The organism is Pseudomonas sp. LBUM1651 (assembly GCF_059716135.1).
This window is the reverse complement of the sequence record NZ_CP166805.1, coordinates 4,547,279-4,560,551: the sequence shown is the minus strand read 5'-3', so window position 1 is coordinate 4,560,551 and position 13,273 is coordinate 4,547,279. Positions and strand designations below refer to the sequence as shown.

Genomic DNA, 13,273 nt, shown 5'->3' with positions numbered 1-13,273 from the left:
CGTGAGACGTAAATTCTTGCTGTTGCTGGAAACCGGCCTGGTTCTGGCAGGGCTATGTCTGGGCGCTTCGGCCTGGAAAATCCATTCGGCGCTGGAACAGCCGCTGAACATTACCCAGGAAGAACTGCTGGACGTGCCCAAAGGCACGACACCCACCCGCACTTTCTATCGACTCGAAGCCAATGGCGTCATCAAGGACGCTTTCTGGTTGCGCGTGTATTGGCGCTTCAATCTGGCTGGGCAACCGCTGCACAAAGGTGAGTACCGCATGCAGCCCGGCATGACCGTTGAAAGCCTGATCGACCTGTGGAAGCGCGGGGAAATGGTTCAGTACAGCCTGACGCTGGTCGAAGGCTGGAATTTCCATCAGGTCCGTGCGGCACTGGCCAAGGATGAAAAGCTCGAGCAGACGTTGAACGGCTTGAGCGACAGCGAAGTGATGGACAAGCTCGGTCACACCGGTATTTTTCCGGAAGGGCGATTCTTCCCGGACACTTACCGTTTCGTGCGAGGCATGACGGATGTCGAGCTGCTGAAAAAAGCTTACGACCGCCTCGACGAAGTCCTCGCCAAGGAGTGGGGGCAGCGCGCGGCGGACGTGCCGTATACCGAACCTTATCAAGCGCTGATCATGGCCTCGCTGGTGGAAAAGGAAACCGGCGTACCGCAGGAGCGTGGGCAGATCGCCGGCGTGTTCGTGCGGCGCATGGAAATGGGCATGCTGTTGCAGACGGATCCGACCGTGATCTACGGCCTGGGTGATCGTTACAACGGCAAGTTGACCCGCGCGCATCTCAAGGAACCGACCCCTTACAATACCTACGTGATCGCCGGCCTGCCGCCGACGCCGATTGCGATGGTCGGCCGCGAGGCGATCCACGCTGCCTTGAATCCGGTGGCTGGCAACAGCCTGTATTTTGTCGCACGCGGCGATGGCAGCCATGTGTTCTCCGATGATCTGGACGCCCATAACAACGCGGTGCGCGAATTCCAGCTCAAGCGCCGCGCCGATTATCGCTCCAGCCCGGCGCCGGTCACCGCACCAGAGGCGACAGATCAACAGGCGCCGATCCCCACGGCTTCGCCCGACCCGGCCCCTGAGGCTTTGCCACCGGTGACGCCAGAAGAGTCGGTTCAGCCACCGGCTCAAGAGGCAACCCAAGAAGCGGCTCAAGAACCGGCTCAAGAGGCAACCCAAGAACCGGCTCAAGAACCTGCCCAAGAGCCCGCTGCTGCGCCTGTGCCCGAACCAGACGCAACCGCGCCACAAAGCCCGCAATGATTCTGACTAAGGACTGCCTGTGACTGGCTTGTTTATTACCCTGGAAGGCCCCGAAGGCGCTGGCAAGAGCACCAACCGTGAATACCTGGCCGAGCGCCTGCGCGCCGCCGGTATCGAGGTGGTGCTGACCCGCGAGCCGGGCGGCACGCCTTTGGCCGAGAAAATTCGCGAGGTGCTGTTGGCGCCGGTCGATGAAGCCATGGACCCGGACACCGAGTTGTTGCTGGTGTTTGCCGCGCGCGCCCAGCACCTGGCTGGCGTGATCCGCCCGGCGCTGGCCCGTGGTGCGGTGGTGTTGTGTGATCGCTTTACCGATTCGACCTATGCCTATCAGGGCGGCGGTCGCGGCTTGTCGCTGGAGCGCATCGCGACGCTGGAAACGTTTGTCCAGGGCGATCTGCGCCCGGACCTGACACTGATTTTCGATCTTCCTGTGGAAGTGGGTCTGGCACGCGCCAGTGCTCGCGGTCGCCTGGATCGCTTCGAGCTGGAAGGTCGGACGTTTTTCGATGCGGTGCGCAGTGCGTTCCTCAAGCGTGCTGAAGCCGATCCGGCGCGTTATGTGTTGGTCGATGCCGCCCAGCCGCTGGCGCAGGTTCAGCACTCGCTGGACGCCTTGCTCCCACGTTTGCTGGAGCTGACCCGTGGCTGAAGCCTATCCGTGGCAGGACAACCTCTGGCAGCAGCTGGCGGGTCGCAAGCAACATGCTCACGCCTATCTGCTGCATGGTCCGGCCGGGATCGGTAAACGCGCGTTGGCCGAACGCTTGATGGCCAGCTTGCTGTGCCAGCGCCCGACAGCCCAGGACGCCTGCGGTGAATGCAAATCCTGCCTGTTGCTGAAGGCCGGTAGCCATCCCGACAACTACATCCTGGAACCGGAAGAAGCCGACAAGGCGATCAAGGTCGATCAGGTGCGTGATCTGGTCAGCTTCGTGGTGCAGACCTCGCAGATGGGCGGCCGTAAAGTGGTGCTGATCGAGCCGGTCGAGTCGATGAACATCAACGCGGCCAACGCCTTGCTCAAAAGCCTTGAAGAGCCGTCCGGCGATACGGTTTTGTTGCTGGTCAGCCACCAGACCAGCCGTCTGTTGCCGACCATCAAGAGCCGTTGCGTGCAGCAGGCATGCCCGCTGCCGAGCGAGGCCATGAGCCTGGCGTGGCTGGCGAAGGCGCTGCCGGACTGTTCCGAAGAAGAGCGCATCGAGTTGCTGACCCTCGCCGCCGGTTCGCCGCTGGCCGCCGTCAACTTGCAGGCCCAGGGCGTTCGCGAGCAGCGGGCGCTGGTGGTCGACGGTGTGAAGAAGTTGCTCAAGCAACAGCAATCGCCGACGCAACTGGCCGAAGGCTGGAACGCGATTCCGCTGTTGTTGCTGTTCGACTGGTTCTGCGATTGGTCGAGCCTGATCCTGCGTTATCAGCTGACGCAGGATGAAGAAGGGCTCGGACTGGCCGATATGCGCAAGGTGATTCAATACCTGGCGCAGAAATCCGCTCAGGACAAAGTCCTGAACATTCAGGACTGGATCCTCGCCCAGCGCCAGAAAGTCATGAGCAAGGCCAACCTCAATCGGGTGCTGTTGCTGGAAGCGTTGCTGGTGCAATGGGCGTCATTGCCTACCCAGAAGTGACCGACTAGGCCTATCCTCTGAACATCAGCAGTGGAGGTCAGCATGAATGAAGCCGTCAATCCGGGGCCGCGCAACGGCATTTTGTCCCTGACCATCAAGGACAAGTCCGTGCTATACGCGGCCTATATGTCATTCATCAAGAATGGTGGCCTGTTTATCCCGACCAACAAAAGCTACAAGTTGGGCGATGAGGTATTCATGCTGTTGAACCTGATGGACGAGCCGGAGAAGATTCCGGTAGCCGGCAAGGTCGCCTGGATCACGCCCAAAGGCGCACAAGGCAACCGCGCCGCCGGCGTCGGCGTGCAGTTCAATGACGGCGACGACACCGCCCGCAGTCGAATCGAAACCCATCTGGCCGGAGCCCTGAAGTCCGACCGTCCCACCCATACGATGTAAGTTGCAGCCCTTTTATGCTCGTAGATTCCCATTGCCACCTTGATCGCCTCGACCTCGCCGCCCACGACGGCTCTCTGGATGCCGCACTCGATGCGGCCCGGCAGCGCGGGGTAGGGCACTTTCTGTGTATCGGTGTCAGCGTCGACAACGCGGCCGATGTCAAAGCCCTGGCCGAACGTTACGACGATGTCGACTGTTCCGTCGGCGTGCACCCGCTGGACGTGCAGCCGGGCGCTGCCCCAGCGCTGGACTGGCTGTTGCAGGAGCTCAACCACCCGCGTGTGGTTGCGATCGGTGAAACCGGCCTGGATTATCACTACGAACCTGAAGCTGCGGAGTTGCAGCAGGAGTCGTTTCGCCTGCACCTGCAAGCCGCGCAGCAAACCGGCAAGCCAGTGATCATTCACACCCGTGGCGCCCGGGCCGACACCTTGAACCTGTTGCGCGAAGCCGCGCTGCCCCAGGCCGGCGTCCTGCACTGCTTCACTGAAGATTGGGACATGGCCAAAGCGGCACTGGACATGGGTTATTACATCTCCTTGTCCGGCATCGTCACTTTCCGCAATGCCGACGCACTGCGTGACGTGGCCAGCAAAGTGCCCGCTGACCGCTTGCTGGTGGAAACCGACTCGCCGTACCTGGCGCCGATCCCCTATCGCGGCAAGCCGAACCTGCCGCAGTATGTGCGGGAAGTGGCAGAGTTTCTGGCGATGTTGCGCGGTGAGTCCTATGAGCGGTTTGCCGAGCAGACCACTGAGAATTTCAAGCGGCTGTTTCCGTTGGCGCACGTCAGGACGTCGGCGTAACGTAGGGACAAAAGATCGCAGCCTTCGGCAGCTCCTACGGGGCTTTGGCCCCTGAATCGCAGGCAAAAAAAACCCGGGTTCTGGGGGGTGAATCCGGGTTAAGACCATTAGGAGTAAAACAATGGTACGCGGTCCGTTGGTACCAATATCGACGCGGCACTTGGGGGAGATGCCCCGCCGACAGTTGAAGTATTGATCAGTATTGCGCCGAGTCCAGTTTACCGGTCGAGGTTTTTAAACAATTTTGGAATACGTGCGCTTCGGAAGCGTTCTCATTAAATGGCGGCGCTGCCAGAATTCATCAAGAAACACAGATATGGATGGATGATCCGTGCATTTTGCCGCAAGTTAGGCATAATACGCGGCTTCGAATTTTGACCCCGACAGACCTTTTCTTATGCATAAAGAACCTCGTAAGGTCCGTGAATTTCGTCGCCGTGAGCAAGAAATTCTCGATACCGCGCTCAAGCTGTTCCTCGACCAAGGTGAAGACAGTGTCACCGTCGAGATGATTGCTGATGCCGTCGGTATCGGCAAAGGCACGATTTACAAGCACTTCAAATCGAAAGCGGAGATCTATCTGCGCCTGATGCTCGATTACGAGCGCGATTTGAACGAGCTGTTGCATTCGGCAGACGTCGACAAGGACAAGGAAGCCCTGTCCCGGGCCTACTTCGAATTCCGCATGCGCGATCCGCAACGCTACCGCTTGTTCGATCGCCTCGAAGAAAAGGTGGTCAAGGGCAACCAGGTGCCGGAGATGATCGAGGAGCTGCACAAGATCCGCGCCTCGAACTTCGAACGCCTGACCCTGCTGATCAAGGGGCGAATCAGCGAAGGCAAGCTCGAAGACGTGCCGCCTTACTTCCATTACTGCGCGTCCTGGGCGCTGGTGCACGGTGCCGTGGCGCTGTATCACTCGCCGTTCTGGAGCAATGTGCTGGAAGATCAGGAAGGTTTCTTCCAGTTCCTGATGGACATCGGCGTGCGCATGGGAAACAAGCGCAAGCGCGACACCGACGCCGACACCCCGAGCAACTGAGCCATTCAGTAGCCTTATTGCGCCATTATTTCGCTACATGGCGCAGTACCTCAGGAATATACTCAGGCATGGGACTTGCTAAAACTTGATTTGTAAGTCAAGTTTTACGCCGTCCGATTTCCTTGTGCCGGAGTGACCATGATCGTTGACCGTCAAGGCAGGCGTTTCCGCAATCTGCGAATCAGCCTGACCTCAGCCTGCAATTACGCGTGTACCTACTGCGTGCCCAACGGCAAGCGGCTGGTCGCTGCGCAGGATGAGCTGTCAGCCGAAGCCATGGCACGCGGCGTTGCCTACTTGATCGAAGCGGCGGGGATCGAGCGACTGCGCATCACCGGCGGTGAGCCGCTGGTCAGTCCCAAACTCGAAGCCTTCATGACTGCGGTTGGGCAGATGGGCCTGCAAGACATCAGCCTGACCACCAATGGTCAACTGCTGGCGAAAAAACTGCCCCTGCTGGTCGACGCTGGCATCCGGCGCATCAACGTTTCCCTCGATACCCTGGATGCCGGTGCATTCCGCAGCATTGCCCGTGGCGGTGATCTGGCAACGGTACTCGACGGCATGGACCAGGCCAGTGCCGCCGGCATGAAGATCAAGGTCAACATGGTGCCGTTGCGTGGGCAGAACCTCGATCAGGTGATGCCGCTGCTCGATTACTGCCTGGAGCGTGGTTATGAGCTGCGCTTCATCGAGCTGATGCGCATGGGTCACCTGGCCAGTGACAACAATGCTTTTCTGCAACAGTTCGTCAGCCTTCAGCAGTTGCTGAGCCTGATCGGCGATCGCTATGAATATCTCCAGGCCGATGCTCCCGTCGACGCGACGGCGGTGCGCTATGAAATTCCAGGTCAGGGCTACTTCGGTGTGATCGCCAACGAAAGCGTTCCGTTCTGCCGCACCTGTTCGCGACTGCGCTTGTCGTCGACGGGCTGGTTGCATGGCTGCCTGTCGTCGAGCAACCGGCACTATGTCGGTGATCTGCTGGACAAACCTCGCCATCAGGCGTTGCCGGCCTTGCAGAGACTGTTGGTGAAGGCCTTGGGTGACAAGCAGGAAGTGGCGTTCTCTGGTGGTGCGACTGTCATGAAGATTATCGGCGGCTGATCGGGCCTCTTCGCGGGCTTGCCCGCGAAAGCTATCTGCAGGGCGACGATGAACATGAGCTGGCGCGGAAGCTGCATCCCATGGCCATTCGCCGGTTTTCCGTCACCGGCCTCTGGAGGGTAGGATGCGTAGCCTGGTTTTGCTGCTGGCCGTTTTGGCACTTGGTGGCTGCATGAATGTCAGCGATCTGGCTGAAGGGACTCGCTACCACATGAGCGACGCAGGTCTGCTCGACCACAGCGATAGCCGCCGGGTGAACAACCTGCGCATTCAGCCGGACTCGTTCGTCTATATCGCCCAAGGCGCCTTTGCACCGCCGGGCAGCGCGGTATATCCGCGACCTAACGTGATCGCCGAAGTCGCCTTCGATGGCTTTATCGAATACTTCCCGATGGTCCGCCGTGCGCGTGCGCCGGAAGGCCTCGACCAGGCCATGGGCGAAGCCCGTGCGGCCGGTGCGCATTACCTGCTTTATACCCGTTTCGCCAAGTCTGATGACCGCATCGGCAACTCGGACGAATGGCTTGATCAGGAAGCCGTGGATCGCCTCGGTATCGACACCGGCGTGATTCAGATCATGTTGATCGAGACCAGCACCCAGTATTTGATCGATACTGCACGCATCAAGAGTCGTGGCGGTTTACTGACGTTCCACGACAAAAAGCCAGAAGACCTGATGGGCCCGCCGCTGGAACAGTATGCGCGTAGCCTGCTGGGGCTCAGCGACCAGTAATTCCAAGGAGAACGCCATGAGTGGCCCGCAAAAAGCCAACGACCTATTGGGGCAGATCCCCAAGACCAAAGGCTTGCCACCGGTCCACTTGTGGAACCCCGACTTCTGCGGCGACATCGACATGCGCATCGCCCGCGACGGCACCTGGTATTACCTGGGCACGCCGATCGGGCGCAAGCCGATGGTCAAACTGTTCTCCACCATCATTCGCCGCGACGGCGATGATTATTTCCTCATCACCCCTGTCGAGAAAGTCGGCATCACCGTCGACGATGCACCGTTTGTGGCGATTGCTGTGGATGTCGAAGGCGAGGGTGAAGCCCAGGTCCTGCGCTTCACCACCAACGTCGATGAAACCGCCGAGGCGGGTGCCGAACATGCGATCCGCGTGGTGATTGATCCGGTGACACAAGAGCCTGCGCCTTACGTGCATGTGCGCACCAATCTCGAAGCGCTGATTCACCGCAATGTGTTTTACCAATTGGTGGAGCTGGCGGTGACCCGCGAGATCGATGGGCAGCGCTGGCTGGGCGTATGGAGCGGCGGCAAGTTCTTCCCCATCGGACTCGAGCCTTAACACATAACCCTGTGGGAGCGAGCCTGCTCGCGATGGGGGCATAACATTCAATATCAATGTTGCCAGTTACGCCGCCACCGCGAGCAGGCTCGCTCCCACATTTGATCTCTGCAACATTCCTGAAAATCAAATTGACACCCAATCATATGATGATTAGCGTGGGCAACCATCGCGAACGGCTTTGTGCCGTCCCTGCCTCGAGGTGCCCATGTCCAGCAGTTTTCACGCATCGACGGTCGATTGGCTGGGTTGCTGGATTGCCGCGGGCCAGGTAAAACCGGGAGAAACCCTCAAGGTTGAAGCCGATCTGGGCGAGCAACTCGGCGTCAGTCGCACCGTCATCCGCGAAGCCATCAAAACCCTGGTCGCCAAAGGCATGCTCGAAGTCGGGCCCAAGGTTGGCACGCGTGTGTTGCCGGTGCGGCGCTGGAACCTCTTTGATCCGCAAGTCGTTGGCTGGCTTTCCCGCAGCGGTTTACCGGAAAATTTCGTCGACGACCTGCTCGACCTGCGTCGCACCATCGAGCCGATGGCCGTGCGCTGGGCCTGCGAGCGAGCGACCGTCGAGCAGGTGCACTCGGTGCTTCAGGCCTATAACGCGCTGGAGCGAGCGGTAGACAGCGGCATCGATTACAACCGCGCCGACCAGTTTTTCCACGAGTGCATTCTGGCGGCCAGCCACAATCAATTCATCGAACAAATGGTCCCGGCCCTCGGCGCGTTGCTGGCGGTGTCTTTCGAAGTCTCCGCTGCTGACCCTGACGAGCTGCGCCGCACATTACCGATTCACAAAGACATGGCTGACGCCATCGCCGCCCGGGATGCCGCGCGCGGTGTGTGGGCCTGCATGACGCTCATCGACAACGCCGACCTGGCCATCAAGCGGTTCTACCCACAAGTCATGGCCGACAAAAAAGCCGGCTGACAGTAAAGAACCTTTGTAGGAGCGAGCTTGCTCGCGAAAAACTTCAAGGCAACGCGTTTATGCAGCAGGCGCGCGTTATCGTTGACGTCCATCGCGAGCAAGCTCGCTCCTACACAAAAAATCAATACAGGAGGTTTTTTCATGGAGTGGACCGCAGTTACCCAGCACCGTGCGTACTTGGGCGAAGGCCCGTTCTGGGATGCGCCGATGCAGGCGCTGTACTGGGTGGATATCGCCGGCAAACAAGCGCTGCGCCTGATCGGCGCCAACGTGCAGATCTGGCAGATGCCGGAGCACGTGTCAGCCTTCATTCCCTGCGAAAGCGGCGATGCGCTGGTGACGTTGAGTAGCGGCGTGTACCGGCTCGATCTCGATTCACCGGGACTTGAGCCACGATTGACCTTGTTCTGCGTCGCCGACCCGCAACCCGGCAATCGCGCCAACGAAGCCCGTTGCGATGCCCAGGGCCGGCTCTGGCTCGGCACCATGCAGAACAACATCGGCGAAAACGCTGAAGACCTGCCCATCGAGCGGCGTTCCGGCGGCTTGTTTCGTATCGACCGCGATGCCCGGGTCACGCCGCTGCTGCGCGGATTGGGCATTCCCAACACGTTGCTGTGGAGTGACGACGCCACCACGCTTTATTTCGCCGACAGCCTGGATGGCACGCTCTACCAGCATTTCATCCGCACCGACGGCGGCCTCGAGCCCGCGCAAGTCTGGTTCGGCCCCCATGAACGTAGCGGCCCCGATGGCTCGGCAATGGATGCCGAGGGCTATCTCTGGAACGCACGCTGGAACGGCAGTTGCCTGCTCAGACTGACGCCCCACGGTCAGGTTGATCGCGTAATCGAACTGCCGGTCAGCCGCCCCACCAGTTGCGTGTTCGGCGGAAAAGACCTGAAAACCCTCTACATCACCAGCGCCGCGAGCCCGCTCAACCATCCGCTCGACGGGGCGGTGTTGTCCCTTCAGGTCGATGTGCCCGGAAAACCCTGTACGAGATTCGCCGGATAAATCCCAAAATATGGGATGTAAAATTATATATTGAGATTATTTGACAGTCGGGTTTATAGTCGGCTCCATCAGTTACACGCACTCACACTTAAAAAAACAAAACAGGTGAAGTGATGCAGCGATTTTCCAAAAAGCTTTTTGGCCGGACATCGACAGATGCCCGGTTTTTGTCGTGCCTGGAAAAGGGGGTTCTAATTCATGGCTGAACGTCTGTCCTTGCCGCCACTGCCCGAACCCCCCAAGGGCAAGCGCCTGAAAGATAAGGTCGTGCTGCTGACCGGCGCCGCCCAGGGAATCGGCGAGGCGATCGTCGCGGCCTTCGCCCATCAACAGGCCAAATTGATCATCAGTGATATCCAGGGCGAGAAAGTCGAAAAAGTCGCGGCGCGGTGGCGTGATCAAGGCTTCAACGTTCATGCGATCACGGCTGACGTGTCCCGGCAGCAGGATCTCGACGCTATGGCCAATCTGGCGATGGAACGTCACGGCCGCATCGACGTGCTGGTCAACTGCGCCGGGGTCAACGTGTTCCGCGATCCGCTGGAAATGACCGAAGAAGATTGGCGCCGTTGCTTCGCCATTGACCTCGATGGCGCCTGGTTCGGCTGTAAAGCGGTGCTGCCGCAAATGATCGAGCAGGGTATCGGCAGCATCATCAACATCGCCTCGACCCATTCCACTCACATCATTCCGGGCTGTTTCCCGTACCCGGTGGCCAAGCACGGTCTACTGGGCCTGACCCGTGCGCTGGGCATCGAATATGCGCCCAAGGGTATTCGCGTCAAAGCCATCGCACCGGGCTACATCGAAACCCAACTGAGCGTCGATTACTGGAACGGTTTTGCCGACCCGCACGCTGAACGCCAGCGGGCTTTCGATCTGCATCCATCGCGGCGCATCGGTCAGCCGATTGAAGTGGCGATGACTGCCGTTTTCCTGGCCAGCGACGAAGCGCCGTTCATCAACGCATCGTGCATCACCATCGATGGTGGTCGCTCGGTGATGTATCACGACTAAGCAAAACGCATTTCAGGCGCGGAACTCCGCCTGAAATCCAATCATCATACGATATGACTATTTGCTGCACCGACTTTCAAAATAACGCTCAAAAAAAATAATAAGGAGTCAGCTTATGAATCGTCGTCGTGGGATCCGTTCCCTGTGCTGTGCCGCTTTGGCGGTCACCGCGGTCAGCCTGAGCAGTACGCTGCTGGCGGCCGAGGAAGTGAAGATCGGTTTTCTGGTCAAGCAGGCGGAAGAGCCCTGGTTCCAGACCGAATGGGCCTTCGCCGAAAAGGCCGGCAAAGAGAAAGGCTTCACAGTCATCAAGATCGCCGTACCGGACGGCGAGAAGACCCTTTCCGCCATCGACAGCCTGGCCGCCAACGGCGCCAAGGGTTTCGTAATCTGCCCGCCGGACGTGTCCCTCGGCCCGGCGATCATGGCCAAAGCCAAGCTCAACGGTTTGAAAGTGATTGCCGTGGATGACCGCTTTGTCGATGCCGGCGGCAAGTTCATGGAAGACGTTCCGTACCTCGGCATGGCGGCATTTGAAGTCGGCCAGAAGCAGGGTGCGGCGATGGCGACCGAAGCGAAAAAACGCGGCTGGGACTGGAAAGACACCTACGCGGTCATCAACACCTACAACGAACTCGACACCGGCAAGAAGCGCACCGACGGTTCGGTCAAAGCGCTGGAAGACGCCGGCATGCCGAAAGACCACATCCTGTTCTCGGCACTGAAAACCCTCGACGTGCCGGGCAGCATGGACGCCACCAACTCGGCGCTGGTGAAGCTGCCGAGTGCAGCGAAAAACCTGATCATCGGCGGCATGAACGACAACACCGTGCTGGGCGGCGTGCGCGCCACCGAAAGCGCCGGTTTTGCCGCGGCCAACGTGATCGGCATCGGCATCAACGGCACCGACGCCATCGGCGAACTGAAAAAACCCAACAGCGGCTTCTTCGGCTCGATGTTGCCGAGCCCGCACATCGAGGGCTACAACACCGCCAGCATGATGTACGAGTGGGTCACCACCGGCAAAGAACCGGCGAAATACACCGCCATGGACGACGTGACCCTGATCACGCGCGACAACTTCAAGCAGGAACTGGAAAAGATCGGCCTCTGGAACTGAGGCGCGGTTGATTTCATCGGCGGCCCTGGCGACGGGGCTGCCTGATCTGTTGATGAGGTGGCTTATGCGCGCGCAAGTACAGACACAACACGACAGCGTTGGCGGCAGCCTGCGCTTCACCGGGATCGGCAAGACCTTTCCCGGGGTGAAGGCGCTGGACGGCATCAGCTTCGTCGCCCATCCGGGCCAGGTTCACGCCTTGATGGGGGAGAACGGTGCCGGCAAATCGACGTTGCTGAAAATCCTCGGTGGCGCCTACACGCCGAGCAGTGGCGACCTGCAGATCGGCGAGCGAACGATGGTCTTCAAATCCACCGCCGACAGCATCGGCAACAAGGTGGCGGTGATCCATCAGGAGTTGCACCTGGTCCCGGAAATGACCGTGGCGGAAAACCTGTTCCTCGGTCATCTACCCGCCAGTTTCGGCCTGATCAATCGCGGCGCATTGCGACAACAAGCGCTGGCCTGCCTCAAGGGCTTGGCCGATGAAATCGATCCGCAGGAGAAAGTCGGGCGCCTGTCCCTGGGGCAACGGCAATTGGTGGAAATCGCCAAGGCGTTGTCCCGTGGCGCGCATGTGATCGCATTCGACGAGCCGACCAGCAGCCTCTCGGCACGGGAGATCGATCGCTTGATGACGATCATCGGACGCCTGCGCGACGAGGGCAAAGTGGTGCTCTACGTCTCCCACCGCATGGAAGAAGTATTCCGCATCTGCAACGCGGTGACGGTGTTCAAGGACGGCCGTTACGTGCGCACCTTCGAGGACATGAGCGAGTTGACCCACGATCAGTTGGTCACGTGCATGGTCGGTCGCGACATTCAGGACATCTACGATTACCGCCCGCGCAAGCGCGGTGCAGTGGCGTTAAGGGTCGACGGTCTGCTCGGGCCGGGCTTGCGTGAGCCGGTGAGTTTCGACGCGCACAAAGGCGAGATTCTGGGGTTGTTCGGTCTGGTCGGTGCCGGTCGTACCGAGCTGTTCCGCATGCTCAGCGGCCTTGAGCGCAACACCGCCGGGCGCCTGGAATTGCGCGGGCATGAACTGAAACTGCGCTCCCCCCGGGATGCGATTGCGGCGGGGATTCTGCTGTGCCCCGAAGACCGCAAGAAGGAGGGCATCATGCCGCTCTCCAGCGTCGCCGAGAACATCAACATCAGCGCACGCGGCGCCCACTCCACCTTCGGTTGCCTGTTGCGCGGCCTGTGGGAGAAGGGTAACGCCGACAAGCAGATCAAGGCGCTGAAAGTGAAGACACCCAACGCGGCGCAGAAAATCATGTACCTGTCCGGCGGCAATCAGCAGAAGGCGATTCTCGGACGCTGGCTGTCGATGCCGATGAAAGTCCTGCTGCTCGATGAACCGACTCGCGGCATCGACATCGGCGCCAAAGCCGAGATCTACCAGATCATCCATAACCTCGCTGAAAGCGGCATCGCGGTGATCGTGGTGTCCAGCGACCTGATGGAAGTCATGGGCATTTCCGACCGCATCCTGGTGCTCTGCGAAGGGGCGATGCGCGGCGAACTGTCCCGTGACGAGGCCAACGAATCCAACCTGCTGCAACTGGCTTTGCCGCGCCAACGCGCTGACGGCGTGGCGAACTGAGAGGTGAC

14 protein-coding genes are annotated in these 13,273 nt (G+C 59.8%); all 14 read left to right on the top strand.

Annotated elements, in window-relative coordinates:
• Nucleotide 1: 1 nt before the first annotated feature.
• Complete coding sequence (gene mltG / locus ACA066_RS21260) at nucleotides 2–1,282, top strand: endolytic transglycosylase MltG (RefSeq protein WP_497696509.1); 1,281 nt, start codon at nucleotides 2–4, stop codon at nucleotides 1,280–1,282.
• 19 nt (nucleotides 1,283–1,301) lie between these two features.
• Entirely contained in the window at nucleotides 1,302–1,934 is a 633-nt protein-coding gene (gene tmk / locus ACA066_RS21255) for a dTMP kinase (protein WP_497696508.1), read from the top strand.
• Nucleotides 1,927–2,913: a DNA polymerase III subunit delta' gene (locus ACA066_RS21250; RefSeq protein WP_497696507.1), complete on the top strand. Its 987-nt coding sequence runs from the start codon at nucleotides 1,927–1,929 to the stop codon at nucleotides 2,911–2,913. The genes tmk and ACA066_RS21250 overlap by 8 nt, the downstream gene beginning before the upstream one ends.
• A gap of 42 nt (nucleotides 2,914–2,955) precedes the next feature.
• Nucleotides 2,956–3,312, top strand: coding sequence for a PilZ domain-containing protein (locus ACA066_RS21245; protein ID WP_497696506.1), 357 nt, complete (start codon nucleotides 2,956–2,958; stop codon nucleotides 3,310–3,312).
• A gap of 14 nt (nucleotides 3,313–3,326) precedes the next feature.
• On the top strand, nucleotides 3,327–4,118 hold the full coding sequence (locus tag ACA066_RS21240) for a TatD family hydrolase (RefSeq protein WP_145314913.1): 792 nt from the start codon (nucleotides 3,327–3,329) through the stop codon (nucleotides 4,116–4,118).
• Between the two features lie 397 nt (nucleotides 4,119–4,515).
• Nucleotides 4,516–5,160: a TetR/AcrR family transcriptional regulator gene (locus ACA066_RS21235; RefSeq protein WP_497696505.1), complete on the top strand. Its 645-nt coding sequence runs from the start codon at nucleotides 4,516–4,518 to the stop codon at nucleotides 5,158–5,160.
• A gap of 138 nt (nucleotides 5,161–5,298) precedes the next feature.
• Nucleotides 5,299–6,267 carry a GTP 3',8-cyclase MoaA gene (locus ACA066_RS21230; protein WP_150631722.1) on the top strand — a complete coding sequence of 323 codons (969 nt, stop codon included), beginning with the start codon at nucleotides 5,299–5,301 and terminating at the stop codon, nucleotides 6,265–6,267.
• A 124-nt stretch (nucleotides 6,268–6,391) separates the two neighbouring features.
• On the top strand, nucleotides 6,392–7,000 hold the full coding sequence (locus ACA066_RS21225) for a DUF4823 domain-containing protein (protein WP_214377640.1): 609 nt from the start codon (nucleotides 6,392–6,394) through the stop codon (nucleotides 6,998–7,000).
• 16 nt (nucleotides 7,001–7,016) lie between these two features.
• A complete protein-coding gene (locus ACA066_RS21220) occupies nucleotides 7,017–7,577 on the top strand; it encodes a DUF1285 domain-containing protein (protein ID WP_497696504.1) in 561 nt (186 codons plus the stop codon).
• Between the two features lie 208 nt (nucleotides 7,578–7,785).
• Nucleotides 7,786–8,502, top strand: a complete 717-nt coding sequence (locus ACA066_RS21215; protein WP_497696503.1) for a FadR/GntR family transcriptional regulator — start codon at nucleotides 7,786–7,788, stop codon at nucleotides 8,500–8,502.
• A 141-nt stretch (nucleotides 8,503–8,643) separates the two neighbouring features.
• Entirely contained in the window at nucleotides 8,644–9,519 is an 876-nt protein-coding gene (locus ACA066_RS21210; RefSeq protein WP_497696502.1) for an SMP-30/gluconolactonase/LRE family protein, read from the top strand.
• A 198-nt stretch (nucleotides 9,520–9,717) separates the two neighbouring features.
• The gene (locus tag ACA066_RS21205; RefSeq protein WP_497696501.1) at nucleotides 9,718–10,536 is read left to right on the top strand and encodes an SDR family oxidoreductase; all 819 of its coding nucleotides are present in this window, start codon (nucleotides 9,718–9,720) and stop codon (nucleotides 10,534–10,536) included.
• 115 nt (nucleotides 10,537–10,651) lie between these two features.
• Nucleotides 10,652–11,656 carry a substrate-binding domain-containing protein gene (locus tag ACA066_RS21200; RefSeq protein ID WP_497696500.1) on the top strand — a complete coding sequence of 335 codons (1,005 nt, stop codon included), beginning with the start codon at nucleotides 10,652–10,654 and terminating at the stop codon, nucleotides 11,654–11,656.
• A 64-nt stretch (nucleotides 11,657–11,720) separates the two neighbouring features.
• On the top strand, nucleotides 11,721–13,265 hold the full coding sequence (gene araG, locus ACA066_RS21195) for an L-arabinose ABC transporter ATP-binding protein AraG (protein ID WP_497696499.1): 1,545 nt from the start codon (nucleotides 11,721–11,723) through the stop codon (nucleotides 13,263–13,265).
• Nucleotides 13,266–13,273 lie beyond the last annotated feature (8 nt).